The organism is Azorhizobium oxalatiphilum, from assembly GCF_014635325.1.
Taxonomy (GTDB): domain Bacteria; phylum Pseudomonadota; class Alphaproteobacteria; order Rhizobiales; family Xanthobacteraceae; genus Azorhizobium; species Azorhizobium oxalatiphilum.
The window spans coordinates 519,374-546,357 of sequence record NZ_BMCT01000002.1 but is presented as its reverse complement, the minus strand read 5'-3'; the positions used below and the strand labels follow the sequence as shown (position 1 = coordinate 546,357).

Genomic DNA, 26,984 nt, shown 5'->3' with positions numbered 1-26,984 from the left:
TCTGATCAGGTGGCGACGGCTGCGATGTCGGCGCGGCTGTGCAGCTTCCTGCGGCTCCAGGCAATCCAGAGCGCGGACAGCAGGAGCAGCGTGAAGCCGATGGGGCCGTGGGGCGAGGCGTGGCTGACCTGGATCTGCCAGCCGAAGGCCACCAGAAGCACCAGAGCCGGCCAGGGTGCGCGGGCCGCCAGCGCGAGGGCGGAAGCGCCGGTGAGGGTGGCGCCGAGGATGGCCCAGGAGCCACCCAGGCTGATGAAGGAACCGACGCCGCCGGTGAGAGGATCCACCCAGTCGGTGTTCAGCAGCTTGATGGCGCCCATGACCTCATCAGGCGTCAATCTGCCGTCGGCCTGCATCGCCTCCACATTGAGGATGGAGCGGCCGAGGCCAATACCGCCGATGGAGTCGAGCGCGGTGTAGAGCACCATGAAGATGAAGGTGAGGATGCGGGAGAGCCACGCGAGCGCGCCGGCCAGACCGCCGTCTACGTCATCCATGAGGCCCCACAGGCCGACGGAGACGAGGCCCAGCATGGGCAGCTGGATCATGTGCAGCGTCACCCACCAGCGCGGGCCGAAATAGGCGAGGGCACGATGATCGGTCTCGAACGGCTGCGGCACGCAGAGATAGGCGAACATGCCCGGTTCCTGGGTGAAGTTCGCCGGATGAAACAGTTCGATGGCGACAAGGACCACGGGGGCGATCACCAGCCCCAGCCAGAAGAGTATTCGCTTCGCCAGAATGTTGGTCATGGACGTGCCCCCGTCGCCTTGAGTCCTGCGGCATTCTAGCCACCCAAAGGCAGGGGCCAAGCTGTGCGGTATGAAGAGTCGTCCACAGGCTTGGCTTTCGGTGGCAAGCCGGTGCATCTTTATTGTGCACGAAGTTCAAGCGTGTGCCATGTTCTCGCAGTGACGGTAGGACAATCACGATCCCGGTGCCGCTGGTCCATCCAGCTGTATGGGTGGCATGGAACTTGCTGTCACGCTTGCGGGGGCGCGGCACCACGCTTGCTCGCCGAACCAGAAACCGTCCTGCAGCTCCGCTTCGGGATGGCACAAAAATGGGGTTCTTGATGAAAAAGCTTCTGATCGCCGCCAGCCTCGCGCTTCTGGCCGGCACCGTTGCCGCCTCCGCCGATGTGCTGGACAAGGTGAAGGAAAAGGGCGTCCTCGTCGTCGGCGTGAAGGCCGACTACAAGCCCTTCGGCTTCCGTGATCCGTCGGGCGCCATCGTCGGCATCGAGCCGGATCTGGCCGCCGACGTTGCCAAGCGCCTCGGCGTGAAGCTTGAGCTGGTTCCGGTCGTCTCCGCGAACCGCATCGAGTTCCTGCAGCAGGGCAAGATCGATCTGATGATCGCGACCACCTCGGACAAGCCCGAGCGTCGCAAGGTCGTGCTCGCCGTCGATCCGCCCTATTATTCCGACGCGGTGAACATCCTTCTCTCCAAGAAGGTGAAGAACGTCACCAAGTGGGAAGACCTGAAGGGCAAGGTGCTCTGCGGCACCTCGGGCGCCTGGTACAACAAGGACGTCTCGACCAAGTACGGTGCCGAGGTGAAGGCCTTCGACGGTTCCGAGAAGCCGCTGTTCGCCCTGAAGGGCGGCGAGTGCATCGGCTACCTGTATGACCAGACCTTCGTGCAGGGCAAGCTGCTCGACGCCGAGTGGAACACCGACTTCGCCATGCCGCTTCCGGGCGTGATGGAAGCCCCGTGGATTCTGGCGGTTGCTCCCGGCGAGGAGAAGTTCGCCAAGTTCATGACCGACACCACCATCGACTGGATGAAGACCGGCTTCATCGTCAGCGAGGAGAAGAAGTGGGGCATCGAGCCCACCGACTACTCCAAGCGCATGAACGAGCAGTACAAGAAGGGCAGCTGAGCCTGCCCGGCGCGCCGCCAGCCCGGCGGCGCGCCTGATTGCGCGACCCCGCGTGCTCCTCCGGGGCGGGCGGGGTTGTTGTTAACCGGATGCCCGAACGGCCTTCATGTGCTTTAGAGAGGCCCGGATTCGTTGAGTCTGATCCGCTCCGGCTTCAGCGCAGGCTGAGCCACCCGCCGTTCTCCCGTTTCCCTCGTTCGACTGGCCTGATTGCATGGATCTTGTCGCGGAGTGGTTCCGCCAGCTTTACGACACCACCGGGATCAACCTGACCATCGTCTATGACGCCTATGACCGGCAGCGGTTCATCTCCGGCGTCGGCATGACGATCTATCTGTCCGTGGTTTCGATCCTCATCTCCATCGTCATCGGCGCCATCGGCGCCTGGGCTCAGGGCTCGCCTCTGCGGGCGGTGCGGGCAGCCGTCAACGGCTTCGTCGTCGTTTTCCGCAACACCCCGCCGCTGGTGCAGATCTTCTTCTTCTATTTCGGCCTCGGGCAGATCCTGCCGCGCGTCGAGAATGAAGACGGCATGATGGTGCAGATCATCAGCAACGTGCAGTGGGCGATCATCTCGCTGTCGCTGTTCGCCGGCGCCTACAATGTGGAGATCTTCCGCTCCGGCATCGAGGCCGTGCCGCGGACCACGACGGAAGCCGCCGAGGCGCTGGGCTATACGCGCATGGGCGTCTATCGCCACGTGCTGCTGCCGCTGGCGCTGCGCATCTGCCTGCCGGCGCTGAACAACAATCTGGTCAATCTGCTCAAGACCACGACCCTCGCCTACGCCATCGCCGTGCCGGAAGCGCTCTACGTCTCCAAGCAGATCTGGAACGACAGCCAGAACGTGCCGGTGATGATGACGGTGCTGCTGCTGCTCTATACAGGGCTGGTGGGCATCCTGGTCTTCATCATGCATCGCTGGGAGCGCGCGCTCGCCATTCCAGGCTATGGACAGGGAGCGGCCAAATGACCTCTCACATGTCGTCCCTCTCCGCCGTCAATCCCGCGCCGGCCAACCCCATGCCGGTGCTGCTGCCGTTCCAGCTGGGCGCGCGCCAGCGCCGGTTCCCGACCTGGCGGGCCACCCTGCTGCATGGATGCGGCATCGTCGGCCTCGGCCTGGTCATTGCCGGAACCGCCCATGCCCAGAGCGGGCCGGGTCAGCTCTCGGCCATCGGGGTCATCATCAAGTGGTTTCCGCTTCTGATGAGCGGCTTCCTGTTCAACGTGCTGATCTCGCTGCTGTCCATGGCGCTCGGTACGGTCGCGGGCCTCGGCCTCGGCCTTGGGGCCATCAGCCACAACACGCTGCTGCGGCAGGTGGCCTGGGGCATCACCCAGTTCTTCCGCAATGCGCCGTGGCTGGTGCTGCTGTTCTTCGCCATGTTCATGATCCCGTTCCAGTTCACCATCTTCGGGACCACCATCCCGTTCCCGGACTGGGTGAAGGCGGTGATCGGCTTCGCCCTGCCGGTGATGGCGAACATGTCGGAGATCGTGCGCGGCGCGGTGAAGTCGCTGCCCAGCGGGCAGTGGGAAGCGGCGGAATCGCTGGCTTTCTCCCGCCGTCAGACCATGTGGATGATCATCCTGCCGCAGTGCGTGAAGCGCATGATCCCGCCGTGGATGAACCTCTATACGCTGGTCGCCATGGCCACCGTGCAGGCCTCCATCGTGGGCGTCACCGAGATGCTCACCCTGATCGCGCAGGTGCATGCGGCGGAAGGCGGGAGGCCGGATCTTCTGGCGCCACTCTATGGCTTCGCCATGCTCTGCTTCTTCATCTATTGCTACCCCATCGAGCTTTGGACCCGCCGTCTGGAGCGGCGCTTCCACCTTCATCAGTGATCTTAACTTTCGCGCCGGAGACCCGTCTTGGCCGCTGCCGCTCCCGTTACCCAGAATGAATTCGGCTGGACCCCGGACCAGCCCCTGATCCGTCTCGTGGACGTTCACAAGTCCTTCGGCTCGCTGCAGGTTCTGCGCGGCGTGTCGCTGGATGTCCGCAAGGGCGAGGTGATCTGCATCATCGGGCCGTCCGGCTCGGGCAAATCCACTTTGATCCGCTGCATCAACGCGCTGGTGCCCATCGACAGCGGCACCATCCGCGTCGAGGGGCAGGAGGTGAACGACCCCGATCTCGACAAGCTGGCCCTGCGCCGGAAGGTCGGCATGGTGTTCCAGCAGTACAACCTCTTCCCGCACCGGACCGCGTTGCAGAACGTGATGATGGCGCCCATCAACGTGCTGAAGCAGAACCGCAAGGAAGTGGAAGTGCGTGCCCGCGCCCTCATGGCCAAGGTGCGCCTGCAGGGCAAGGAAGACGCCTATCCCGGCCAGCTCTCCGGCGGCCAGCAGCAGCGCGTGGCCATCGCCCGTTCGCTCGCCATGCGCCCGGACGTCATGCTGTTCGACGAAGTGACGGCGGCGCTCGATCCGGAGACGGTGAAGGAAGTGCTCGTCACCATCCGCGAACTGGCGGAAGAGGGCATGACCTGCATCCTCGTCACCCACGAGATGGGCTTTGCCCGCGAGGTGGCGGACCATGTCTATTTCACCGACAAGGGCCTGATCGTGGAGCACGGTCCGCCGGCCGAGTTCTTCGCCAACCCGAAGGACGAGCGCACCAAGGCATTCCTCGGGCAGGTGCTCTGAGCGCGGGCTGGCTCGGCCATCGGCACGGGAAGGGCTCTCCTGCTTGAATGGTGCGGGTGTCGGCAGGTGCGAGCCCTCTCCGTTCTGCCTCTCGCCCGCCATGTTCCGGCATGGCGGGGCCGTCAGGAGGGCGGGCTATGCGTCGGAGCCAGACGTCGGGCGGTTTATCTCCTGTGCCCGTTTTTCGTCCGACCGGCCGGTTGCGAGAGCGATATTATCTGAGGCAGCAAGCATTCCGTGACATCGGCCGCCGCGCGCTGCCGATGTCACAAAGTATAGCCGCGCCTCCGATTGCCCGTGTTGACGGCTGCAAGATGGCGGGAAAATCTGATGCAAGCGGGTGTGAGCGCGTGGGCGTCTGCATGATCTGACCTGCGGGGGAGCTCGGGCATGGCTAGCCGCATCGTTGTTGTCGGTGGTGGGTTCTCCGGCCTGTGGGCCGCTGCGAGCGCGGCCCGCGCCCGTGCCGCGCAAGGGAAGGACTTCGAGATCGTTCTGGTCAGTCCGGACCCGTTCCATACGATCCGTGTGCGCTGCTATGAGACGGATCTTGCCCCGTTGCGTCTGCCGCTCGATGCAACGCTTGCTCCCATTGGGGTCTATCGACTTCAGGCACGGGTCACCGGGATCGACGCCACCCGCCACATCCTGTTGCGCTCTGGACGGGATGGGGAGGACGATCGACTGGAGTACGACCGGCTCATTCTCGCGCCGGGCAGCGCGCTGACGCTCCCGCCAGTGCCCATCGCGGGACAGACCTTCGATGTAGATACCTATGATGGGGCTGCGCGCCTGGACACGCATCTTGCGGCGCTGAAGAACCTGCCGCCGGGCGAGGCGACGCACACTGCGGTGGTGATTGGCGGCGGGCTGGTGGGTATCGAGGTCGCCTGCGAGCTGCCGGAGCGTTTGCGTGGCCTGTTCGCAGATGACCGTCCAGTCCGTGTCGTGCTTATCGATCGGGGCGATGTGGGGGCGGACATGGGCGAAGGGGCGCAAATCGTGAGGGACGCCCTCGCACGGGTCGGCGTCGATGTCAGGTCGCGGACCGTGCTGGCGGGCGTGGAGGCCGATGGTGTCGCGCTCGGCGACGGCACGCACATTCCGGCAGCCACGGTGATCTTCGCCACCGGCATGCGGGCAAGCCCGCTGGTGTCCACGCTCGGCGTTACCTGCGATACGCTCGGCAGGGTGCCGGTCGATGCCTTCATGCAGGTTGAGGGACTGGCAGACATCTATGCAGCGGGCGACTGCGCCAGCGCGTCAGCGGATGCGGCGGGGCACAAGACGGTGATGTCCTGTCAGCACGCTCGGCCCATGGGGCGACTCGCCGGACACAATGCAGCCTGCGATCTGATGGGGCGCCCGGAGGAGCGCATCGCATTCTCCGCGCCCGACTACGTCACCATCCTCGACCTCGGGCCGGCTGGCGCCCTGTATACGGAGGGCTGGGAGCGTGGTCGGCTGGTGGCCTGCGGCAGTGAGGCGAAAGCCATCAAACAGATGATAAATGGTACGCGCATTTACCCACCGCGCGCGCCAGATCGCGAGGCCGTCTTCGAGGCCGCCACGCCGGTGATCCAGTCCCGTCCGGCGGCCCACTGACCCCCGGTTCGGAGGACGCCGTATGGGGTCAGATCGGGGCGGCGCGCCTGCGCCACCCCGACCGTACGCTCACTTCACCAGGAAGGGCACCTTTGTCGCCGGCGGGGTGTTGCGCGACCGCTCGGTGCGCACGATGCCATCGATGATGGTCATGCCGATGCCCGGCAGGTCGCCGAGCTGCACGCTCTCCAGCAGGTTCTTGCCGGCTGAGTGCTGAGCGGTATCCATGATCACGAAGTCCGCCGTGCGACCCACTTCGATGATGCCGCAGTCCAGCGCGCGCATGCGGGCGGTGTTACCGGTGGCGAGGCAGAAGGCCTGTTCCGCCGGCAGATCGCCCAGCGAGGACAGCAGCGAGACCATGCGCAGGATGCCCAGCGGTTGCACGCCCGAACCGGCGGGCGCGTCGGTGCCGAGGATGACGCGATTGAGGTCGCCCATCTCCTTGGCGATGCGGAGCGTATAGAGCGCCGAGCGCTCATTGCCGTTGTGCACCAGTTCGAGGCCGCGCTTGCAGCCCTCGCAGATGCAGCGGATCTGGTCGTCCGGCAAAGCCGTATGGCCACCGTTGATGTGGCCCACCACGTCGGTGTCCGCCTCCAGCACCACGTCCTTATCGATGAGGCCCGAGCCGGGGATGGAGGGGCCACCGGTGTGGATGGTGGACTGGATGCCGTACTTGCGCGCCCAGCCGACCATCTTGCGGGCGGTGGGGCCGTCCTTCACGCCGCCGAGGCCCACTTCGCCCAGCAGCTTCACGCCGGCGGCGGCCAGCTCCTTGAAGTCGTCCTCCACCATGTCGGGCTCGATCACCGGGGCGCCGGCATGAATCTTCACGCCGCCGGGGCGGAAATTGGTGAAGGTGCGCTGGGCGGTAATCGCCATGGCTTTCAGGCCCACCACGTCGCGCGGGCGGCCGGGATAATGCACCTCGCCGGCCGAGATCATGGTGGTGACGCCGCCATGCAGGAAGCTGTCGATCCAGTTGAGCTGGCTCTGGCGCGGGGTCCAGTCGCCGGCCACCGGATGCACATGGCTGTCGATGAGGCCGGGGGTGACGGCCGCGCCATTGGCGTCCACCGTGGTGGTGGCGCCTTCCACGTCCACGTCCTTCAGCCGGCCGATGGCAGTGATGCGTCCATTCTCGGCGACGATGGTATCCGCGTCGAGGATCGGCTTCTCAAGGTCGCCGCTGATCAGCAGGCCGATGTTGCGGATGACGAGCTTGGTGGGGCCGGTAGGGCCGCTCGGGGCGTCGTGGGCCATCTGTTCAATCTCCGGAAGGCAATGCCGGAGGCACGGGAGGCCCCGGCTTTTTATTTGTAAGCATACGAATGTTAGGCTCCGGCACGGCGCTTGGGAACCGTGCCGGCAGGGAAATCGTCAGCGTTCGGCGAACGCCTTCTCCAGCACGAACTCGCCGGCCTCGCCCGAGGAGCCTTCCTCGAAGCCCCGCGCCTCGAACATGTCGCGCAACTGCACCATCATCTCCGGCGAGCCGCAGAGCATGACGCGATCGCGCGCCTTGTCGATGGCCGGCAGGCCGATGTCCTCGAACAGCTTGCCGCTCTCGATGAGATCGGTGACGCGGCCGCGATTGCGGAAGGGCTCGCGGGTGACGGTCGGGTAGTAGATGAGCTTGGCCGAGATGTCCTCGCCGAGGAACTCGTGGTTCGGCAGGTGTTCGGTGATCATCTCGCCATAGGCCAGCTCCGCCACTTCGCGGCAGCCGTGCACCAGAACCACCTTGTTGAAGCGTTCGTAGGTCTCCGGATCGCGGATGATGGACAGGAAGGGCGCGAGGCCCGTGCCGGTGCCGAGCAGATAGAGGTTCTCGCCGGGCTTGAGGTTATCCAGCACCAGCGTGCCGGTGGCCTTCTTGCCGACGATGATGGGATCGCCGACCTGCAGATGCTGGAGGCGCGAGGTCAGCGGGCCTTCCGGAACCTTGATGGAGAAGAACTCGAGGGTCTCCTCGTGGTTGGGGCTCGCCACCGAATAGGCGCGCAGCAGCGGCTTCCCGTCCACCTTCATGCCGATCATGGTGAATTCGCCATTGCGGAAGCGGAAGCCGCTGTCGCGCGTCGTGGTGAAGCTGAACAGGCGGTCGGTCCAGTGGTGGACGCTGAGAACGCGCTCTTCCATCAGGTTGCTCATGGGATCGGGCTCGGTGGTTCTTGTGGGAGATCAGTGGGTGGCGGGGGCGGGGTCGAGCAGGGCCAGCTTGCCCTCCTTGCCCTTCCACTCGTCGGCATCGGCGGGCGCCTCGCCCTTTTCGGCGATGTTCGGCCACTTGGCCGCATAGTCGGCATTGAGCGCGACCCATTCGGCGGCGCGCGGATCGGTGTCGGGCAGAATCGCCTCGGCCGGGCATTCCGGCTCGCAGACCCCGCAGTCGATGCATTCGTCGGGGTTGATCACCAGCATGTTCTCCCCGGCATAGAAGCAGTCCACCGGGCAGACGGACACGCAGTCCATGTATTTGCAGCGGATGCAGCCATCGGTGACGACATAGGCCATGGAAACAGTCCCGGTCCGGCAACGCCCTGATCAGGCGATGCAGATTGTTCGTATACAAATGAAAATAAGACAAGCCGCGCTGCTGTCAATCGGTTGCAACCGCGCAAGGTGAGGACTTTTTGGGCAAGGCTGCGCAGCGGGCGGGCAGGACCTGCCGCAGGGCTCAGTCAATCGGGAGTTGGGGAGGAAGGCTGGGCTTATTCCGCCGGGCCATTACGGCGGGAGCGCGCCGGATCGGTCAGCCACACGGCGGCATAACCCATCGCCACGACGATGAGCGGCATCACCACATAAGCGTAGACCCAAAGGGCGTTCATATTAGGCGTCCCAGTATCGTCCGGGCCCAATAGTGTAACACCGCGGCAGCGGCCAGCCAAAAGAGGCTTCCAAACAGGATTGGCACGCCTTGCGAAGCCGGGCCAGCTCCGGGCGAAATGCCATAGAGATAGGCTGCTGCCGGTCCCAGAACTCCGACAGTCAGGCAGGCGGTCGAGGCCCTGTCCAGAGCATTGGCCATGAGTTTGGTCTGCTCGTTCTGAACAAGGCTCATTCTCGACTATGCTCCAGCCCGCGACGCAGACAGTGGTTCTTGCCGTCAGCAAAGACTATGTGCGGTTTTTTGGGCTGGGAGGAGGACGAAATGCCTCAATGCGTCCCCACCGTCGCCCTCAACCTTGAAACCTCCGCCTCCACGCCCTCCCACGGCTTGGCATCGGGGGCGAATTTGGCGCGGATGTAGCGCACCAGAGCGGCGACCTGCCCGTCGTCCATACTGTCGCGGAAGGCGGGCATGTCGCCGAGGTCGGCGGCGGCCGGTGAGGGGATGCCGTCGAGGATGACGCGGATCAGATTGTCCGGCCTGGTCGCGTGGACATTGGTGTTCAGCGCCAGCGCCGGGCGCACGCCGAACAGCGTCGGGCCGCTTTCCGAATGGCAGGCGGCGCAGGCGCCCTCATAGAGCTTTCCGCCGATCGTATCGAGCGGGCGCAGGGAGGCGGTGGCCTTGGCCTGAAGCTCGGCCGCCTTCGTAGCCGGATCCGTCGGGGCCGGGCCGGAGAAGGACGCCAGATAGGTGGCCATGGCGCGGATGTCCGCGTCCGGCAGGTGCTTGAGTTCCTGCACCACCGGCGCCATGGGGCCGGCCGCCGTGCCGTGATGGGGCGAGAAGCCGGTGCGCAGATAGGCGTAGAGCGCGTCCTCGGTCCATGGGATGGGCGCGGAGGACAAAGCGGTGAGGGCAGGGGCCTCCCAGCCGTCCACCATGCCGCCGGCGAGATAAGCGGCGCCGGTCTTCTCGGCGCCCAGCGCATTGCGCGGGGTGTGGCAGGCGCCGCAATGGCCGAGGCCCTCCACCAGATAGGCGCCCCGGTTCCATTGCGGGAAGCGGGCCGGGTCCGCCTGCATCTGGCCGGGCTTCAGGAACAGCGCGTTCCAGCCGGCCATCAGCGGGCGGATGTTGAAGGGGAAGGCCATCTTCGCCTCGGGCGTCGGGGCGGAGACGGGCGGCTGCGACATCAGATAGGCGTAGAGCGCCTGAAGGTCGGTGTCCGAACTCTTGGTGAAGGCGGTGTAGGGGAAAGCGGGGTAGAGGTGGCGCCCGTCCCGCGAGATGCCCTCACGCATGGCCCGTTCGAAGGCGGCATAGGACCAGCGGCCGATGCCGGTCTCGGGATCGGGCGTCAGATTGGTGGCATAGACGGTGCCGAAGGGCGTCTTCATGGGCCGCCCGCCGGCATTGGTCTTGCCGCCGGGCAGCGTGTGGCACACGGCGCAATCGCCCAATGCCGCCAGTTGCTTGCCACGTGCGATCATCTCGGCCGAGAAGGATGATGGATCGGGCGGCGATATGGGGGCAATGGCGCCCCGCATCGGTAGCGCCACCGTCGCCATGCCCAGCGCGCCGACCATGGCCGCGCCGGCCATGGCGAACCATGAGCGCTTCTTCTTCAAAGGCTTCGGGTCCGGCGGCGGAGCCTCCCCAGTGAGGGCCGCGCGCACCCGGTCCGGCGTAAAGGGCGGCTCGCGGAAGCGCACGCCCGTGGCGTCGAAGATGGCGTTGGCGATGGCGGCGGCGCTGGGAACGGAGGCGCTTTCGCCCGAGCCCAGCGGCGGCTCCTCCGGCCGGGGCATCAGCACCACCTTGATGACCGGCACCTCGGGGAAGGTGAGGATGGGATAGGCGCCCCATTCCCGGCTGGTCACTTCGGTGCCGGAGAAGGTCACTTCCTCCTTCAGTGCCCGGCTGGTGGACTGGATGACATTGCCGTGGATCTGGTGCTCGATCCCGGCGGGATTGATCATCAGGCCGCTGTCCTGCCCCACCACCACGCGGGTCACGTTCACGTCGCCGGTAGCCTTGTTCACCTCCACGTCCGCCACCCAGGCGGACCAGGCGGCGCCATAGCCGGGGAATTTCGAGTGCACATAGAGGGCGTAGGCAAAGCCTTGCCCGCGCACGATGTCGCCCTCCACCACCTGCTGGCGCGGGCCGGTGCGATGCTCCCAGCCGGCCTTGGCCGCCACCTCCTTCACGAGATCCACGGCACGCGGGTCGTGCAGATAGCGCAGACGGTATTCGACCGGGTCCACCCCGGCGGCGGCGGCCAGTTCGTCGATATAGCTTTCGTGGGCGAAGGAGTTGGGCAGGGCCGAGACGCCGCGCAGCCACGCCGCGCGCACGATGGGCGCCATGTCGTGCGCCACAACACGCATGTTGTCATAGGCATAGGGCGGGATGGCCGTGCGGTCGCCCATCTCGAAGACGGGATTGTCCGCCGGCACACGCCCGGTCAGTAGCAGCGCCAGCGTGGTGGCGGCGTTGGAGGGATAGCGGGTGGAGAAGTCGTAGGCCGCAGGCGAGCCGTCCGCATTGAGGCCGCCGCGCACCTCCATGAGCTGCGCCGAGCCCTTGGGCTCCCACGCATGCTCCTGCTCGCGGGTGAGCTGCACCCGCACCGGCTTGCCCACGGCGCGCGAGAGCAGTGCCGCATCCGCCGCCACGTCGTCCGCGCAGTTGCGGCCATAGCAGCCAGCCGCCTCGAAGCGGACGATCTCGATCACGTCCTCCGGCAGGCCAAGCAGCAGGGCGATGTCCGCGCGCAGCGGAAACGGGTTCTGCGTGCCGGACCAGACGGTTATGCCGTCCGGCCGCACGTCGGCCACGGCGCAGGAGGGGCCGATGGAGGCGTGCATCTGGTAGGGCCACACGTAGGTGCGGTCCATCTGCCGGGCGGCCTCGCTCCGCGCGCCCTCCACGTCGCCGGTCTCGTGCAGCAGGCGGGTCTTGGCGGGATTGGCGCGCAGGGCGCCGGCAAGATCCTTCAGGTCCGCCGGGATGGGGGGCGGCTCCTTCCAGCGCACCACGAGGCGTCGGGCGGCTTCTGCGGCCTGTTCCTCGCGCTCGGCCACCACGCCGACGAAATCGCCCATGGTGACGACCGCCACCACGCCGGGCAGGCCGGCTACTGAGCTTTCGTCCACCGCGATCAGGCTGTTGCCGATAAAGTCGCCGGCATCCACCCCCGCATAGGGCGGGCGCACCACACGGCCGTGCAGCATGTCCGGGACACGGACATCGTGCACATAGACGAAATCGCCCGTAGCCTTGGCGGGGATGTCCACGCGGGGCATGCGCTGGCCGACGATGCGATAGTCAGCCACCGGCTTCAGCGCCACGCTCTCGGCCAGCATGAGCCGGTCCTGTCGGCCGGCGAGCAAGTCGGCATAGGGGATGCCGGCATTGCCGCCCGCCTTGGGATGCACCACGCCGTCCGTGACGGTCAGCCCATCAGCGGGCAGGCCGAGAGCCTCGGCGGCCAGTGCCACGAGGTGGTGGCGGGCCTGCGCGGCGGCCCGGCGCAAGGGGATGGCGGAAATCTGGATGCTGTCACTGGCGATGGTGGCGCCCTGATTGGGCGTGCCGCCGGTATGGCCGAGCACCATGGTGACGCGGCCAAGAGGCACGTCCAGTTCCTCGGCCACGATCTGGGCCAGCGCGGTGCGGATGCCGGTGCCGAGGTCCACATGCCCGTTGAAGGCAAGCGCCGCGCCCTGATCATCGAGGAACAGGAACAGGTCCAGCGCGCCCTCGGGCGGCGGGGTGGTCGGGACCAGCCCTTTCACATGTTGGGAAGGCCGCAGGACCGCGAGCGTACCCGTGCGGGCCAGCAGGTCGTCGGGGACGGGGGTGGGCTCGCTCATGAGGCCGCGTCCGGTGCGGGCGCGCCCATTTCGGACGCCGCGCGCATCACAGCGCGGAGAATCTCCACATGGGTGCCACAGCGGCACAGATTATAGCGCAGCGCCTCGCGCGCCTCGGCCTCGGTGGGGGCGGGGGTGCGTGCGAGGAAGGCGGTGGTAGTCATGATCATGCCGTTCAGGCAATAGCCGCACTGGGCGCCCTGCTCGGCGATGAAGGCGGCCTGCACAGGGTGTGGATTCTCCTGCGTGCCCAAGCCTTCCAGCGTGGTCACGGACCGCCCCTCGACGGTGGCGAGCTTGGTGACGCAGGAGCGCGATGCCACGCCGTCCACCAGCACGGTGCAGGCGCCGCATTCGCCGAGGCCGCAGCCGAATTTCGGGCCGTTGAGCTTCAGATCGTTGCGCAGGACGTAGATGAGCGGCGTCTCACGCGGCAGCGCGAAACTGTAGGCGATGCCATTCACCGTGACGGCGACGGGTTCGGCCATCTCAAAACCACCGCCGGGACGACAGCCGGCAGCGCCCACGGCACGCCTTCCGGCCCGCCACGGGATTTGGGTTCGCGATCATGTCCGCCCCTCTGTTCGGCTGGCCTGCGCGATTTGTTTGACTAGATTGTTTCTATACTAATGAATGGGCGTCAAGCGGCGCGTGCGCCCGTCCACCCTCGACAGGGTCGGCCGGACGGTCCCATGCTGCCGCAGTCCGAACAGGGAAGAAACCGCTCCATGCACGCCAAATCGTTTGCGTTTCAGCTGACTTGCGCCTTTGGAGCCCGCTCATGACCCGGCCGCTGGAAGGGCTGAAGGTACTCGAACTCGCCCGCATCCTTGCCGGCCCGTGGGTGGGGCAGGTGCTGGCCGATCTCGGCGCCGACGTGGTGAAGGTGGAGAGCCCGGAGGGCGACGACACCCGCACCTGGGGCCCGCCCTTCGTGGCGGCGGCGGATGGCGGCGATCTCTCGGCGGCCTATTTCCATGCGGCCAATCGCGGCAAGAAGTCCGTGGTGATCGATTTCCGCACCCCGGAGGGGCAGGCGGAGGTGCGCCGGCTGGTCGCCAAGGCCGACGTGCTGGTGGAGAATTTCAAGGTCGGCGGCCTGACGAAATACGGGCTCGACGCGGAGAGCCTGAAGGCGGTGAATCCGCGGCTGATCTATTGCTCCATCACGGGTTTCGGCCAGACCGGGCCTTATGCGGAGCGGGCGGGTTACGATTACCTCGTGCAGGGCATGGGCGGCATCATGGCGCTCACCGGCGCGCCGGAAGGCGAGCCCATGAAGGTGGGGGTCGCCTTCGCCGATATCTTCACCGGCCTCTATGCCACGGTTGGCATTCTCTCGGCGCTCCGGCGGCGGGACGAGACCGGGCAGGGGGCCGTGGTGGACATGGCGCTGCTGGACTGTCAGGTGGGCGTGCTCGCCAATCAGGCCATGAACTTTCTGGTCTCGGGCAAGGCGCCGGCCCGGCTCGGCAATGCCCACCCGAATATCGTGCCCTATCAGGTGTTTCCTGTGGCCGATGGTCATGTGATCATCGCGGTGGGCAATGACGGCCAATACCGGCGCTTCTGCACCGTGCTCGGCGTACCGGAGCTGGGCGACAATCCGGACTACGCCACGAATCGGGACCGGGTGCGGAACCGGGATGTGCTGGTGCCGCTTTTGTCGGAACGGATGGCCGGGTTTGCGAAGACCGATCTGCTGGCAAAGCTGGAAAAGGAAGGCGTCCCCGCCGGCCCCATCAACAAGATCGACGAGGTGTTCGCCGATCCTCAGGTGATCGCGCGCGGCCTGCGCATCGACATGCCGTCCGCGGAGGCCGAAGGCGGCTTCATCAGCGGGGTGCGCACGCCCATCACCATCGACGGCGAACCCATGGTGTCCGGCCAGCCGTCACCGGTTCTGGGCGGGCACACGGCGGCTTTCAAGGCCGGCGATCTCTGGTGAAAGGTCAGGCACGCTGCCCTTTCAGGCAGCGTGCCCGTTCCTTGTGCTTGACATGGTTCTAAGCTCATATTTCATTAGTACACATATGAACTGCGCCGCGAGGCGGGTGTCTTCTGAGGGGGCGGGGTTTCGCCCCGGGAGCTGTGAGCGCCATGCTCGATGAAACCGTTGCCGCGCCTCGTCCGGCCGCAGACGAGAAGATCCGCTGCGATGCCTGTCCGGTGATGTGCTACATCAAGCCGGGCATGACCGGCGCGTGCGATCGCTACGCCAATGACGCCGGTGAGCTGGTGCGCGTGGACCCCCATGTTGTGTTGGACCGCACGCTGGCGCAGGGCGGCAACATCGTGCCCTTCAACCGGGGCGGTGATTGGGACGGCAAGATCGTCTCCAGCCCCGAAACCTTCGTGACCGCCATCGGCGCGGGCACCACCTATCCCGACTACAAGCCGGCGCCCTTCATCGTCTCGTCCGAGGTGGACGGCGTGGACATGGTGACGGTCGTGACCGAGGGCATCTTCAGCTATTGCGGCGTGAAGGTGAAGATCGACACTGATCGCTATCTCGGCCCCGAGCAGGCGGTGGTGCGGGCGGCAGGCGAGCCCATCGGCCATGTCACCACCAGCGAATATGGCTCGCAGATGCTGTCGCTGGGCGGCGTGCATCACCTGACCGGCGGCGGCAAGAAGGAAGGGCGCGTCACCTGCGATGCCCTGCTCAACCTGTGCAACGGCAAGGCCGTCGAACTGGTGATCGACGGCGGTGCAACCGTTGTTGTGCAGGCCGGCAAGGCCCCCATCGTCAATGGCGTGCCGGAAGAGCGCATGCGGGTGGGCTGCGGTTCGGCCACCATCGGCATGTTCGCCAAGCAGTGGCTGGGCAAGGCCGACGAGGTGGTGGTGGTGGATGACCACATTACCGGCGTTCTGTCCGAGCATCAGGCCGGCAAGCTGCTGGACATCCCTGATACCGGCATCAAGATGAAGGGTCGCCGCTCCACGCCCGGCCGCTATTTTCAGGTGGCCGAGCCCGGCACCGGCTGGGGCGGCACCAACATCTCCGATCCGCTCTCCATCATCGGCCCCTTCGACGCCAAGGTGGCGAAGGCCGGCACGCGCCTGTTCTTCATCTCCACCACCGGAGAGCATTCGGCCTATTATGAGCTGGATGAAACGCTCGCCCCTGTCGAGAAACCCATGCCGGAAGACCTCATGGCCTCCACGGAGCGGGTGAAGGAGAATTGCGAGCCGGCCCTCTGCACCGTGCTGTTCATGGCCGGGGCAGGCGGCTCGTTGCGCTCGGGCGTCACCGAGAACCCGGTGCGGCTCACCCGCTCGGTCAAGGATGCGCTGACCTATGTCACCAGTGGCGGCGCGCCGGTCTATGTCTATCCGGGGGGCGGCATCACCTTCATGGTGGATGTCACCCGTCTGCCGGAGAATGCCTTCGGCTATGTGCCGACGCCGGCCCTCGTGGCGCCCATCGAATTCACCCTGAAGCTGTCGGATTATGAGGCACTGGGCGGTCATATGAGTGAGGTCCGGCCGCTGGCCTCCATCCCGCAGGGAGACGGAACGCGCCCGGTGGCGCCGATCTCCGACAATCCCTGGCCGCTCGCCCCGCAGACCGCCAAGCGTTCCCACGGCTGAGCGCATGACCCGCGCCACGCCTCCCTCTCCCTCGATCCGGCGGGCGCCCCAGGTGGCCCTGCTGGCCGATGGGCACCGTCTGCATCTGCAGGACGGGCCAATCGACCTCGTGATCGAGGCGGTGGGCGCCGAAGACGTGGTGCGAGCCGCCTATGCGGCAGCGACGGAGCGCTTCTCCGGCTTGCTCGATGCCTTGTGCGACGAGCTTCCGGCCCTGCGGGCGGCAGCCTCTCCGGACTTCTGTCCGGTGTCCGGCCCGGTGGCCCGGCGCATGTGGCAGGCGGTGGCCCCGTTCGCGGGTGAGGTCTTCATCACCCCCATGGCGGCGGTGGCCGGGGCGGTGGCGGAAGACGTGCTGCAAGCCCTTGTCCTGCCGGGGATATCCCGCGCCTATGTGAACAATGGCGGCGACATCGCGCTGTATCTGCCCGAGGGGGCCAGCTTCACCGTCGGCCTCGTGGACCGGCCCGACCAGCCGCGTATCATTGGCACGGCGGTGCTGTCCTTCGACAGTCCGGTGCGCGGGGTCGCCACCAGCGGCTGGCGCGGGCGCAGCTTTTCCCTGGGCATTGCAGACGCCGTCACCATCCTCGCCCCCACCGCCGCGCAGGCGGATGCGGCGGCAACGGTGGTTGCCAATGCGGTGGACCTGCCGCGCCATCCGGGCATTGTCCGGACGCAGGCCAATGATCTTCAGCCCGAGAGCGATCTCGGTGCCCGCCTCGTCACCCGCGCCGTGCCGGCTCTCACCGCCGGAGAACGGGCTGAGGCGCTGGAGGCCGGCCTTGCCGTCGCCCGCGACCTGATGCGCCGGGGGCGGATCTCAGGTGCCGCTCTGCATGTGCAGGGCGAGACCGTCGGCACCGGCGCTGGCCTCGATAGCTTGTCCAGTCCCGCAGGGGCTGCCTTCATTCCCGTAACGCCACAACCACAACAAGGGCGCACACATGCCTGAGGTCAAGATTCGCAAGCGTCTTCTGGTGCTGGAGGACATCTTCCACGAAGGCGGCCCCGTGGCTGCCGCGCCGCGTAAGCGGGGTGCGATCCTCACCGTGATCGAGAACCCGTTCGCGGGCCGCTATGTGGAGGACATCGCCGGCTTCATGGATGACCTCACCCCCCTCGGCGTCGCCATGGCCGGCGACCTGCTGGCGGCGCTCGGCGGCGACAAGAGCGCCATCGACGGCTACGGCAAGGGCGCCATCGTGGGCGCGGCCGGCGAGATCGAGCACGGCGCGCTCTGGCATGTGCCCGGCGGCTACGCCATGCGGGAGATCCTCGGCGACGCCAAGGCCATCGTGCCCTCCACCAAGAAGGTGGGCGGGCCCGGCACCCGGCTCGACGTGCCGGTGACGCATGTGAACGCCTCCTATGTCCGCAGCCATTTCGACGCCATGGAAGTGGGCGTGCCGGATGGCCCGAAGGCGAACGAGATCGCGCTGGTGCTGGTGATGACCTCCGGTGCCCGCGTCCATGCTCGTGTTGGCGGTCTGGCGGCGGACAAGATCAAGGGCGAGGACGGCCTGCGATGAGCGCGAAAATCCGCAAGATCGTCACCTTTCTCGAAGAGACGCACACGGAGATGGGCAAGCCCATCTCCCCCGCCACCCGTCGCGCAGCGGCGGTGGCGGTGATCGAGAACCCGTTCGCCGGTACCTATGTGGAAGACCTGTCCGACCTCATCGCCATCGGCGAGGAACTGGGCGGCCTGCTCACGGAACGCGCGGTCGCGGCCCTCGGCATCGAGGGTTCGAAGGCCGAGAGCTACGGCAAGGCGGCCCTCGTGGGCGAGAATGGCGAGCTGGAACATGCCGCCGCCCTTCTGCACCCCAAGATGGGCACGCCGGTGCGCAAGGTACTGGGCAAGGGCGCGGCGCTGATCCCGTCCTCCAAGCGCCGGGGCGGCCTGGGCGCAGAGCTGGACATCCCGTTGGGACACAAGGACGCGGCATTCGTGCGCAGTCATTTCGATGGCATGCAGATCAGCATCAGCGATGCGCCGCGCGCCAATGAAATCGTCGTTGCGGTGGCTGTGACAGATAGCGGCCGGCCGCTGCCGCGGGTCGGCGGATTGAAGGTGGAAGAGATCAAAGGCGAGGACGGATTGAGATAGGATTTGCGCCGGGTTTCGGCGCGCGAATTGCAGAGCAAACGGTACGTCGAAAAAACCAGAGGGGATGACCGTATGAAGAAGATGATTGGGGTGGCGCTGGCGGCGACGCTGCTGGCGACCGGCATGGCCAAAGCCCAGCAGGGCGAGATCAAGGTCGGTGAGATCAACAGCTACTCGGCTCTGCCGGCCTTCACCGAGCCCTACAAGAAGGGCATGGAGCTGGCGCTCAAGCAGATCAACGATGCCGGCGGCATCAAGGGCAAGAAGCTGGTCATCATCTCCAAGGATGACGGCGGCAAGCCCGGCGATGCGCTCACCGCCGCCAACGAACTGGTGTCGCGCGACGGCGTGGTGATGATCGCCGGCGGCTTCCTGTCCAACGTCGGCCTCGCGCTGGCGGATTTCGCCAAGCAGAAGAAGGTGGTCTATCTCGGCGCCGAGCCGCTGAGCGACGCCCTCGTCTGGTCGAAGGGCAACGACTACACCTTCCGCCTGCGCACCTCGAACTACATGCAGGCGGCCATGCTGGCCGAGGAAGCCGCGAAGCTTCCGGCCAAGAAGTGGGCGACCATCGCCCCCAATTATGAATACGGCCAGTCGTTTGTCGCCGTGTTCAAGGAACTCCTGACCAAGAAGCGCCCGGACGTGGAGTTCGTGGCCGAGCAGTGGCCGCCGCTGGGCAAGATCGATGCTGGCCCGGTGCTGCAGGCCATCGACGCCGCCAAGCCCGACGCCATCCTCAACGCCACCTTCGCCGGCGATCTGGTGAAGCTGGTCCGTGAGGGCAACACCCGCGGCATCTTCAAGGACCGCGCGGTGGTCAGCTATCTGACCGGCGAGCCGGAATATCTCGATCCGCTGAAGGCCGAGACCCCGGAAGGCTGGATCGTCACCGGCTATCCCTGGTACGGCATCACCACGCCCGAGCATAAGGCGTTCCTGGATGCCTATCAGGCTGCCAACAAGGACTATCCGCGCCTCGGCTCGGTGGTGGGCTATTCCACGGTCATGAGCGTCGCCGCCGCGCTGAAGGCCGCCGACGACACCTCGTCGGAGGGCATCATCAAGGCCTTCAAGGGCCTGAAGGTGGACACCCCGTTCGGCCCCGTCGTGTACCGCGCGGCCGACCACCAGAGCACCATGGGCGCCTATATCGGCAAGACCGGCATCAAGGACGGCAAGGGCGTGATGACCGAGTTCGCCTTCCGCGCCGGCGCCGACTACCTGCCGTCCGAGGCCGACGCCGCCAAGCTGCGTCCCAAGGACTGAAGGAGTTAAAGCCCTCTCCCGCCCGAAACCGGCTGTTGCCGGTTTCGGCAACAAGGTGTCGAAGGCGGAAGTATCCGACTTCGATGCGGGGGAGGGTTGGGAGGGGGCGCCGCAGGCGGAAAACGCCTGTTGCAGGCGGTTCCTCTGAAGTCTGAGCGCCCGCCATTCCCCCTCCCTAACCCTCCCCCGCAAGCGGGAGAGGGGATCTGTCTCACGGGGCGGGGAGCGGCTGACAAGACTTTGAGGCGGGCGGCATCCGCCAGCCTCCCACAAGAAAACAAAAGCCTTCTCGAGCGTTCAACGAAAGGTTGAGCCGTGGAATTCCTTCTGGTCCAGGCCCTGAGCGGGCTTTCCAGCGCCGCGTCCCTGTTCCTTGTGGCGTCGGGCCTGTCGATCATCTTCGGCGTGATGCGCATCGTGAACTTCGCCCATGGCGCATTCTACATGCTGGGTGCCTATGTGGCCTTCACGCTCACCGATCGGTTCTCGGGGCCGCTCGGCTTCTGGGGCGGCATTCTGGTGGCCTGCCTCATCGTGTCCGTGGTCGGCGCGCTGATGGAAATGCTGTTGCTGCGCCGCATCTACCATGCCCCCGAGCTGTTCCAGCTGCTCGCCACCTTCGGCGTCACGCTGATGGTGCAGGATATCGTGCTGCTGATCTGGGGCCCGGAAGACCTGATGGGGCCGCGCGCCCCCGGCTTCACCGGCGCCATCGAGCTGCTGGGCCGCCGCGTGCCCACTTATGACCTGCTGCTGATCGGCCTCGGCCCGCTGGTGCTGGGCCTGCTGTGGTTGCTGTTCCACGGCACCCGCTGGGGCGTGCTGGTGCGCGCCGCGACCCAGGACCGCGACATGGTGGCGGCGTTGGGCGTGAACCAGAAGTGGCTGTTCACCAGCGTTTTCGCCCTCGGCGTCTTCCTTGCGGCCCTTGGCGGGGCTCTTCAGATCCCGCGCACCACGGTCAGCCATGCCATGGACCTCTCCATCATCGTGGAGGTGTTCGTGGTGGTGGTGATCGGCGGCCTCGGCAGCGTGCCGGGGGCGTTCGTCGCCGCCGTGCTGGTGTCTGAGCTGAATGCCTTCGGCATCCTCGTCCTGCCCAAGATCTCCATGGTGGTGGTGTTCCTGGTGATGGCCGTGGTGCTGGTGGTCCGCCCGTGGGGCCTGTTCGGCAAGCCGGAAGGCACGCCCCGCGCCGCCGCCGGCCTGTCCATCCGGCCGTGGAAGCCCATGTCCGGTGTGGAGCGGATGTTGGTGGCGCTGGCGGTGGTGGCGGCGGCCGCGCTGCCGCTCTTCGCCGGCAACTATGTGCTGAGCGTGAGCACGGAAATCCTTGTGTTCGTGCTGTTTGCGGCCAGCCTGCACTTCCTGATGACGGTGGGCGGGCTCGCCTCCTTCGGCCATGCGGCCTATTTCGGCCTCGGGGCCTATGGCGCCGCCTTCATGGTCAAGTATCTGGGCGCGCCCATGGAGCTGGCGCTGCTGGCTGGCCCCTTGCTTGGCCTTGCGGGGGCGGTGCTGTTCGGCTGGTTCTGCGTGCGGTTGTCGGGCGTCTATTTCGCCATGCTGACGCTGGCTTTCGCCCAGATCGCCTGGTCGGTGGCCTTCCAGTGGGTGGAGGTGACGGGCGGCGACAATGGCATGCTCAGCATCTGGCCGTCGTCCTGGGCCTCCAGCCCGCAGGCCTTCTTCTGGCTGACGCTCGGCATCGTCGCCGTGGGCGTCGGGGTGTTGCGGATGCTGGTGTTCTCGCCCTTCGGCTTCGGCCTGCGGGCGGCCCGCGACAGTTCCCTGCGCTCCGAGGCCATCGGCATCAATCGCAAGTCCACGCAATGGGTTGCCTTCATCGTCGCCGGCACGTTCGCGGGCGTGGCCGGCTCCCTGCTGGCCTTCCTGAAGGGCTCGGTCTTCCCCGAGAACCTCGCCATCCCGACCTCCGTGGACGGGCTGGTCATGGTGCTGCTGGGCGGCATCGAGACGGTGTCGGGCGCGGTCATCGGCGCCATTGTCTACAAGGCTTTGGCGATCTGGCTCATGAGCAAGACCGAGCTGTCCAAGCTCATCCTTGGCGCGACTATCGTTCTTCTCGTGGTGGCCTTCCCGAAGGGGATCGTGGGCTTCCTTGAGGATTTGCGCCATCGCCTCAAGCCACCGAGGCAGAACGGGGCCAAACCTGAGGCAGCCCTTGTGGCCAAGGCGGAGGCTGCGGAATGAACGCGCTGCTGCAAGTGGAAAAGCTCGCCAAATCCTATGGCGGCGTGCATGCGGTGCGGGGTGTCTCCTTCGCGCTGGAAGCGGGGAAAATCCTTGCCCTCATTGGCCCCAACGGCGCCGGCAAGAGCACCTGCTTCAACATGCTGAACGGCCAGATCCGGCCCAATGCCGGCTCCATCCGGCTGGAGGGGCAGGAGATCATCGGCCTGCCGCCACGCGCCGTGTGGCGGCGCGGGGTGGGGCGCACGTTCCAGATCACCGCCACCTTCCCCTCCATGACGGTGCGGGAAAACGTGCAGGTGACGCTGCTCTCCTTCCATCACCGCCTGTGGGCCATGGTGGGTTATGCGGGCGCGGCCTATCGCGACGAGGCCAACCGGCTTCTCGCCCTCGTGGGCATGGAGCAGCAGGCCGAGCGACCCTGCGGGGAGCTGGCCTATGGCGACCTGAAGCGGCTGGAGCTGGCCATCGCTTTGGCCAACAATCCCAGGCTCTTGCTGATGGATGAACCCACCGCCGGCATGGCGCCGAAAGAGCGCGTGGACCTCATGCGCCTCACCGCCGACATCGCGCGGGAGAAGGGCATCGGCGTGCTCTTCACCGAGCACGACATGGACGTGGTGTTCGAGCATGCGGATGCCGTGATGGTGCTGAACCGCGGCGAGCTGATCGCCCGGGGCACGCCGGAAGAGGTGCGGCGCGATCCACAGGTGCGGGCCATCTATCTCGGCGAAGGCTTGCTGTATCACGATAAAGATCAGGGGAGCGCGGCATGAAGCTCGAGGTTTCCGGGCTGAACAGCCATTACGGCCCCGCCCATATATTGTTCGATGTGGGCTTCGAGGTGGGGGCGGGCGAAGTGGTGGCATTGCTGGGCCGCAACGGCGCCGGCAAGAGCACCACCTTCCGCTCCATCGTCGGTCTCGTCTCCCAGCGCACCGGGCAGATAAGGTTCGAGGGCGAGGACGTCTCGCGGCTGCCGACCTACGACATCGTCCGCCGCGGCCTCGGCTATGTGCCTGAGGACAGGCGTGTTTTCACCGAGCTGACGGTGGAGGAGAATTTCGTCGTCGGCCGCCAGCCGGCCCGGCCCGGTGTCGCCACCTGGACGCCGGAGCGGATTTACGAGCTGTTTCCGAACCTTGGCGAGATGAGGAAGCGCCCCGGCGGGCAGATGAGCGGCGGCGAGCAGCAGATGCTCACCATCGGCCGCACATTGATGGGAAATCCTTCGCTGGTGCTGCTCGACGAGCCCTCGGAGGGGCTCGCTCCGAAGATCGTGGAGCAGATGGCGGATGCCATCCTGACCATGAAGCGGGAAGGGCTCTCCATCGTGATTTCCGAGCAGAATCTGCACTTTGCCAAGCTGATCTCGGATCGCGCCTATATCATCGAGAAGGGGCGGATGCGCTTTTCCGGTACCATGGCGGAGCTGGAGGCCAATCCGGAGATTCGCGACGCCTATCTGGCGGTCTGAGGTGGGGCAGGGCGGGCGATGAGCAAGACCGAGGGCAATCCGAGCATGGCCGAGAGCGGAGCCCGCAAGCGCCGGTCGCGGACTGTGCCGCTGTCTGCCTATGTGCTTGATGATCAAGTGGGATTCATCCTGCGGCAGGTGGGGCAGCGGCACGCCATCATCTTCGGTGCCCGCATGGGGGATGACCTGACCTCCACCCAATGGGCGGCGCTGGCCAAGCTCGCCGAGAAGGGGCCGTGCTCGCAGAACCTGCTCGGCCGGCACACCGCCATGGATGCGGCCACCATCAAGGGGGTGGTGGACCGGCTGGTGAAGCGCGCCCTCGTGGAGACCAGCCCCGATCCGGAAGATGGCCGCCGCCTCGTGGTGGGCCTGACCGCCGCAGGGGCGGAACTGGCGGAGCGACTCGCTCCCACCGCGCTCGCCATCACCGAGGAGACGCTGACGCCGCTGGATACCGCTGAGCGGGCGCAGCTGCTGTCATTGTTGCAACGGCTGAAGTAGCACACGCGACCACGGACGGGTGCGCATGGCCCCGGTGAGCCACGGTTTGGCACATTGGCCGGGTGCGCGGGCGCATCGGGTCCGGAGGGTTGCGGGGCAAGGGTTTCGCCCGGACCGGCCGTGCGTGGTGGTCACGGACAGTCGCGCATGGCACGGCATGGCACAGGGACATGGCCGCACCATGGCACATTGGCTGGGGAGAATGGCCGGGACATTGGCCGTCCGACGCGAAATGGATTGCTGGCAATGTACGTCATTCCATCGCACGGACCTCCCTGCCGGTCGATCTCAATGGCAGGCTATCAACGCGCCCCCCACGGCGGAGCAAACAGTCGCTCCGTTCTCCCGGCGACCGCCGTGTGTCGACGGTGTGCCCGCGCGGATGGAGTGCGGCAACGGCGCCGGCAGGTCGCTGCCGCGTCTGGTGAGCAATGGATTATCAAAACGGTGATGGCATCAGCCGATTCCGGCCGGCTGCTGGTCCGGCCTGCCTATCAGGCGCGCGCTGCCTTCCTGCGCCGCTTCATTCCGGGACGAGCCCCCCCGGACGACGCGGGCGGCTCGCGACGATGGGGCAATGCGGAGCCGTGTCCTGCCCTAGAGCGTTTCATCGTTTCACGGAAACGCTGAAACGCTCCAAGTCTTTGATAGAGAATGTCTTGCGGCTTGGATTGCGAAGCAATCAAAGCCGGACATGCCCTTGCCGGCGAGCGAAATCAGGGCTCCTGGGACAAGATCCATTTGACCAGGCTTTCGGCTTCTTCGGGGGAGACGCCGGGCTGGGGCGGCATCGCCATCTGGCCCCAACTGCCCCCGCCGCCCTTGATGACCTTCTCTTTCAGAACACTGACCGCGGACTCATCCTTGGCATAACGTGCTGCGATGGCCTTGAAGGCCGGCCCGATCATCTTTCTCTCGAGGGAGTGACATGCCACGCAATTCTTGGCTTTGGCGAGATCGGGGTTCGCATCGGCAGGTGTTGAGATCAAAAGCGCAATGGAGGTCGTAAGAGCGAGTTGGCGAAGGTCTGTCATCCAGCGGCCCTCCCGGCCTAAACGATCCGGCTGGTTGAATGCCATCGGCCCGCGTGAACGGGCACCTTCCTCTTTGGAGGCAGTACGGCAGCCGCGCCGCGAAGTCGCTGGCGCGGCTGCCGATCGGTCTCATTTGGGCTTGAGCTGGTAGATATCGCCCTGATCGGTGGCGACATAGATGTTGCCATCGGGGGCTTGCACGAGGGAGCGGAAGCGCCCTGCCGGCATCGGCAGGGACACGGTCGTGCGCGTGGCGGAAGAACCGTCGGGCGTGATGTTGAGCACATCGAGGCGGTTGCCGACCGGCGTGCCGTGAATGCCGATGCCCATGAAGGACACCACCATCCTGCCGTTCCAGTCCTTCCACTGCGGGCCGCTCAGGAACACGCAGGAGGACATGCCCTGCGAGAGCAGTTCATTGTTCCAGGCCGGCTTCATGGCGTTGGGATAGGTCTTGGTGTCGGTCATCGGCATGTAGGCCGAGCGCTCCTTCGGATCCATCTCTCCCATCTGGTTGGGGGAGTATCCGCAATAGTTGTCGGGGCACGCACCGCGCCCAGCCATGTTCGGGCGCGGATCCCATCCGCCATTGCCACCGGCCTTGAGCAGCGTGACCTCATCGCTATGCCAGGGCCCGTTCTCCGCCGTGAAGGGCTCGTTCGTGCCGGGGCGGAAGCAGATGCCCTGCGGGTTGCGGTGGCCATAGGTGAAGATGCGCGGGTCGAAGCCCTGGGGCGGGTTGTTGCCTGCCGCGGGCTTTCCGTCACGGTCGATCCGAAGCACTTTGCCGCCGATGCGGGTCGGGCTTTGCGGCACCTCGCCATTATGGGTGTCGCCGGTCGTCACATAGAGGAAGCCGTCGGCGGGGCCGAAGCGGAGCCGGCCGCCATTGTGCGCGCCGGGATCTCCGAAGGGATGGTCGCTTGGCTTTGGCTTGTAGGCGATGTCGGTGACGATGTCCTGCCGGTTCGAGACCTTGTTCAGATCGGAATTCACGGTCAGCCGGAGCACCCGGTTTGTTCCGGGCGCGGTCATGTCCGACGCCGAATACACATAGATGAAGCGGTTAGTGGCGAAATCCGGGTCCACGGCCACGCCGTTCATGCCGGCCTGGCCGCTGCAGAACAGGTCCGCCGCAGTGTCGGCGTACCCCTTGGTATCCTTCATCCCGAGCAATGCATTGACGGCGCCGGATGGCAGCCGAACCGAGAGACCGCGGCACTTCTCGGTGAAGAACATCGTGCCGTCGGGCAAAAAGGCCATGTCCCAGGTGAATTCACGTCCGGACATCACCGTGGTGCTGGCCAGGCCGGGAACACCGCTCGCGGCCTGGGGGGCGGTCTGGGATGTGGCCGGTCCGGCCATGGTGAGCAAGGCTGCTAAAGTACAAGGCAACACCAATCGAATAGCTCGAGTCATCGATGCCTCCTCCGGGTTTTTAACCTTCTTGAACAGGTCTGCGATCTATTCGACTTGAGAGCCCGTTTGGAAAAGTCGGACGGGTCGGTCCGCCGGGTCTTTCCGGCGCCCGGTGCGTGGCAAGCTTGCCCCGATGCGCGGCATCGGGGCTGCATTTTCTCCTGACGGATCACCGAAAATCCCTCGGCGGCCTTCTGCCGCCGATTTCCCAAACGGGTTCCGAGCCGAATTCCCGGTACGAGGGATCGATCGCTTGCGCCCGCCCGGACCTACGCACAGATGCCTGCACGGATGCATGAGTACGTAAGCTGAGCTACGCGGGCACTTGCGACCTTAGCACATGTTGCACTGACCTCATCTGCAAAAGGATGATGTCGGTTGCATTTTGTTTCGGTCATCTCGCAGTTGCAGTGATATTGAATTTGCACCGCACAATGTATGGCGTGTTGTCGTAATTATATTTTCTGGAAATACTTTATATAGTTGTAT

The 26,984-nt window shown here is 66.0% G+C and carries 24 protein-coding genes; 16 read left to right on the top strand and 8 right to left on the bottom strand.

Annotated elements, in window-relative coordinates; all coding sequences use genetic code 11:
* Positions 1–5: 5 nt before the first annotated feature.
* The gene (locus IEW24_RS11020; protein ID WP_188578395.1) at positions 6–752 is read right to left on the bottom strand and encodes a hypothetical protein; all 747 of its coding nucleotides are present in this window, start codon (positions 750–752) and stop codon (positions 6–8) included.
* Between the two features lie 323 nt (positions 753–1,075).
* Between IEW24_RS11020 and IEW24_RS11015 the strand changes: the two genes are divergently transcribed.
* The 5 genes from IEW24_RS11015 to IEW24_RS10995 all read left to right on the top strand — a co-directional run bounded on the left by IEW24_RS11015 (position 1,076) and on the right by IEW24_RS10995 (position 6,148).
* On the top strand, positions 1,076–1,885 hold the full coding sequence (locus IEW24_RS11015) for a transporter substrate-binding domain-containing protein (RefSeq protein ID WP_244644300.1): 810 nt from the start codon (positions 1,076–1,078) through the stop codon (positions 1,883–1,885).
* 214 nt (positions 1,886–2,099) lie between these two features.
* On the top strand, positions 2,100–2,858 hold the full coding sequence (locus tag IEW24_RS11010) for an amino acid ABC transporter permease (protein WP_188578391.1): 759 nt from the start codon (positions 2,100–2,102) through the stop codon (positions 2,856–2,858).
* The gene (locus tag IEW24_RS11005) at positions 2,855–3,736 is read left to right on the top strand and encodes an amino acid ABC transporter permease (RefSeq protein ID WP_188578389.1); all 882 of its coding nucleotides are present in this window, start codon (positions 2,855–2,857) and stop codon (positions 3,734–3,736) included. Before IEW24_RS11010 ends, IEW24_RS11005 begins: the two co-directional genes overlap by 4 nt.
* Before the next feature lie 27 nt (positions 3,737–3,763).
* Positions 3,764–4,543, top strand: coding sequence for an amino acid ABC transporter ATP-binding protein (locus IEW24_RS11000; protein WP_280514972.1), 780 nt, complete (start codon positions 3,764–3,766; stop codon positions 4,541–4,543).
* A gap of 390 nt (positions 4,544–4,933) precedes the next feature.
* Entirely contained in the window at positions 4,934–6,148 is a 1,215-nt protein-coding gene (locus IEW24_RS10995) for an NAD(P)/FAD-dependent oxidoreductase (RefSeq protein ID WP_188578387.1), read from the top strand.
* Between the two features lie 69 nt (positions 6,149–6,217).
* On the opposite strand, the gene IEW24_RS10990 is transcribed toward IEW24_RS10995, so the two are convergent.
* From IEW24_RS10990 to IEW24_RS10970, 5 genes are all read right to left on the bottom strand, one after another.
* Positions 6,218–7,414: an amidohydrolase family protein gene (locus IEW24_RS10990; protein WP_188578385.1), complete on the bottom strand. Its 1,197-nt coding sequence runs from the start codon at positions 7,412–7,414 to the stop codon at positions 6,218–6,220.
* Positions 7,415–7,531: 117 nt separating this feature from the next.
* Positions 7,532–8,305, bottom strand: coding sequence for a ferredoxin--NADP reductase (locus IEW24_RS10985; protein WP_188578383.1), 774 nt, complete (start codon positions 8,303–8,305; stop codon positions 7,532–7,534).
* 30 nt (positions 8,306–8,335) lie between these two features.
* The gene (gene fdxA / locus IEW24_RS10980; RefSeq protein WP_188578381.1) at positions 8,336–8,668 is read right to left on the bottom strand and encodes a ferredoxin FdxA; all 333 of its coding nucleotides are present in this window, start codon (positions 8,666–8,668) and stop codon (positions 8,336–8,338) included.
* Positions 8,669–9,313: 645 nt separating this feature from the next.
* A complete protein-coding gene (locus tag IEW24_RS10975; protein WP_188578379.1) occupies positions 9,314–12,868 on the bottom strand; it encodes a molybdopterin cofactor-binding domain-containing protein in 3,555 nt (1,184 codons plus the stop codon).
* A complete protein-coding gene (locus IEW24_RS10970; protein ID WP_188578377.1) occupies positions 12,865–13,356 on the bottom strand; it encodes a (2Fe-2S)-binding protein in 492 nt (163 codons plus the stop codon). Before IEW24_RS10970 ends, IEW24_RS10975 begins: the two co-directional genes overlap by 4 nt.
* Positions 13,357–13,649: 293 nt before the next feature.
* Here IEW24_RS10970 and IEW24_RS10965 point away from each other — a divergent pair, with 293 nt between their 5' ends.
* The 10 genes from IEW24_RS10965 (at position 13,650) to IEW24_RS10920 (ending at position 24,042) form a co-directional block, all read left to right on the top strand.
* Positions 13,650–14,816, top strand: coding sequence for a CaiB/BaiF CoA transferase family protein (locus IEW24_RS10965; RefSeq protein WP_188578375.1), 1,167 nt, complete (start codon positions 13,650–13,652; stop codon positions 14,814–14,816).
* Between the two features lie 152 nt (positions 14,817–14,968).
* The gene (locus IEW24_RS10960; protein WP_188578374.1) at positions 14,969–16,465 is read left to right on the top strand and encodes a 6-hydroxynicotinate reductase; all 1,497 of its coding nucleotides are present in this window, start codon (positions 14,969–14,971) and stop codon (positions 16,463–16,465) included.
* A gap of 34 nt (positions 16,466–16,499) precedes the next feature.
* Positions 16,500–17,420, top strand: coding sequence for a UPF0280 family protein (locus tag IEW24_RS10955; protein WP_188578839.1), 921 nt, complete (start codon positions 16,500–16,502; stop codon positions 17,418–17,420).
* Positions 17,413–17,997 (top strand): amino acid synthesis family protein, encoded by a 585-nt coding sequence (locus IEW24_RS10950; protein ID WP_188578371.1) that lies wholly within the window; start codon positions 17,413–17,415, stop codon positions 17,995–17,997. Before IEW24_RS10955 ends, IEW24_RS10950 begins: the two co-directional genes overlap by 8 nt.
* Positions 17,994–18,578, top strand: coding sequence for an amino acid synthesis family protein (locus IEW24_RS10945; protein WP_188578370.1), 585 nt, complete (start codon positions 17,994–17,996; stop codon positions 18,576–18,578). The genes IEW24_RS10950 and IEW24_RS10945 overlap by 4 nt, the downstream gene beginning before the upstream one ends.
* Positions 18,579–18,650: 72 nt before the next feature.
* Positions 18,651–19,847, top strand: a complete 1,197-nt coding sequence (locus IEW24_RS10940) for an ABC transporter substrate-binding protein (RefSeq protein WP_188578368.1) — start codon at positions 18,651–18,653, stop codon at positions 19,845–19,847.
* A gap of 315 nt (positions 19,848–20,162) precedes the next feature.
* Positions 20,163–22,061 (top strand): ABC transporter permease, encoded by a 1,899-nt coding sequence (locus IEW24_RS10935; protein WP_188578366.1) that lies wholly within the window; start codon positions 20,163–20,165, stop codon positions 22,059–22,061.
* Complete coding sequence (locus tag IEW24_RS10930) at positions 22,058–22,837, top strand: ABC transporter ATP-binding protein (RefSeq protein ID WP_188578364.1); 780 nt, start codon at positions 22,058–22,060, stop codon at positions 22,835–22,837. Before IEW24_RS10935 ends, IEW24_RS10930 begins: the two co-directional genes overlap by 4 nt.
* The gene (locus IEW24_RS10925; RefSeq protein ID WP_188578362.1) at positions 22,834–23,538 is read left to right on the top strand and encodes an ABC transporter ATP-binding protein; all 705 of its coding nucleotides are present in this window, start codon (positions 22,834–22,836) and stop codon (positions 23,536–23,538) included. The genes IEW24_RS10930 and IEW24_RS10925 overlap by 4 nt, the downstream gene beginning before the upstream one ends.
* A gap of 45 nt (positions 23,539–23,583) precedes the next feature.
* Complete coding sequence (locus tag IEW24_RS10920) at positions 23,584–24,042, top strand: MarR family winged helix-turn-helix transcriptional regulator (RefSeq protein WP_188578837.1); 459 nt, start codon at positions 23,584–23,586, stop codon at positions 24,040–24,042.
* Between the two features lie 716 nt (positions 24,043–24,758).
* On the opposite strand, the gene IEW24_RS10915 is transcribed toward IEW24_RS10920, so the two are convergent.
* Positions 24,759–25,076, bottom strand: a complete 318-nt coding sequence (locus IEW24_RS10915) for a c-type cytochrome (RefSeq protein ID WP_188578360.1) — start codon at positions 25,074–25,076, stop codon at positions 24,759–24,761.
* 129 nt (positions 25,077–25,205) lie between these two features.
* On the bottom strand, positions 25,206–26,315 hold the full coding sequence (locus tag IEW24_RS10910) for a PQQ-dependent sugar dehydrogenase (RefSeq protein ID WP_244644333.1): 1,110 nt from the start codon (positions 26,313–26,315) through the stop codon (positions 25,206–25,208).
* On the opposite strand from IEW24_RS10910, the gene IEW24_RS28635 reads away from it, so the two are divergent.
* Positions 26,230–26,553, top strand: a complete 324-nt coding sequence (locus IEW24_RS28635; RefSeq protein WP_210324196.1) for a hypothetical protein — start codon at positions 26,230–26,232, stop codon at positions 26,551–26,553. The two genes, IEW24_RS10910 and IEW24_RS28635, sit on opposite strands and share 86 nt — an antisense overlap.
* Positions 26,554–26,984: the final 431 nt, after the last annotated feature.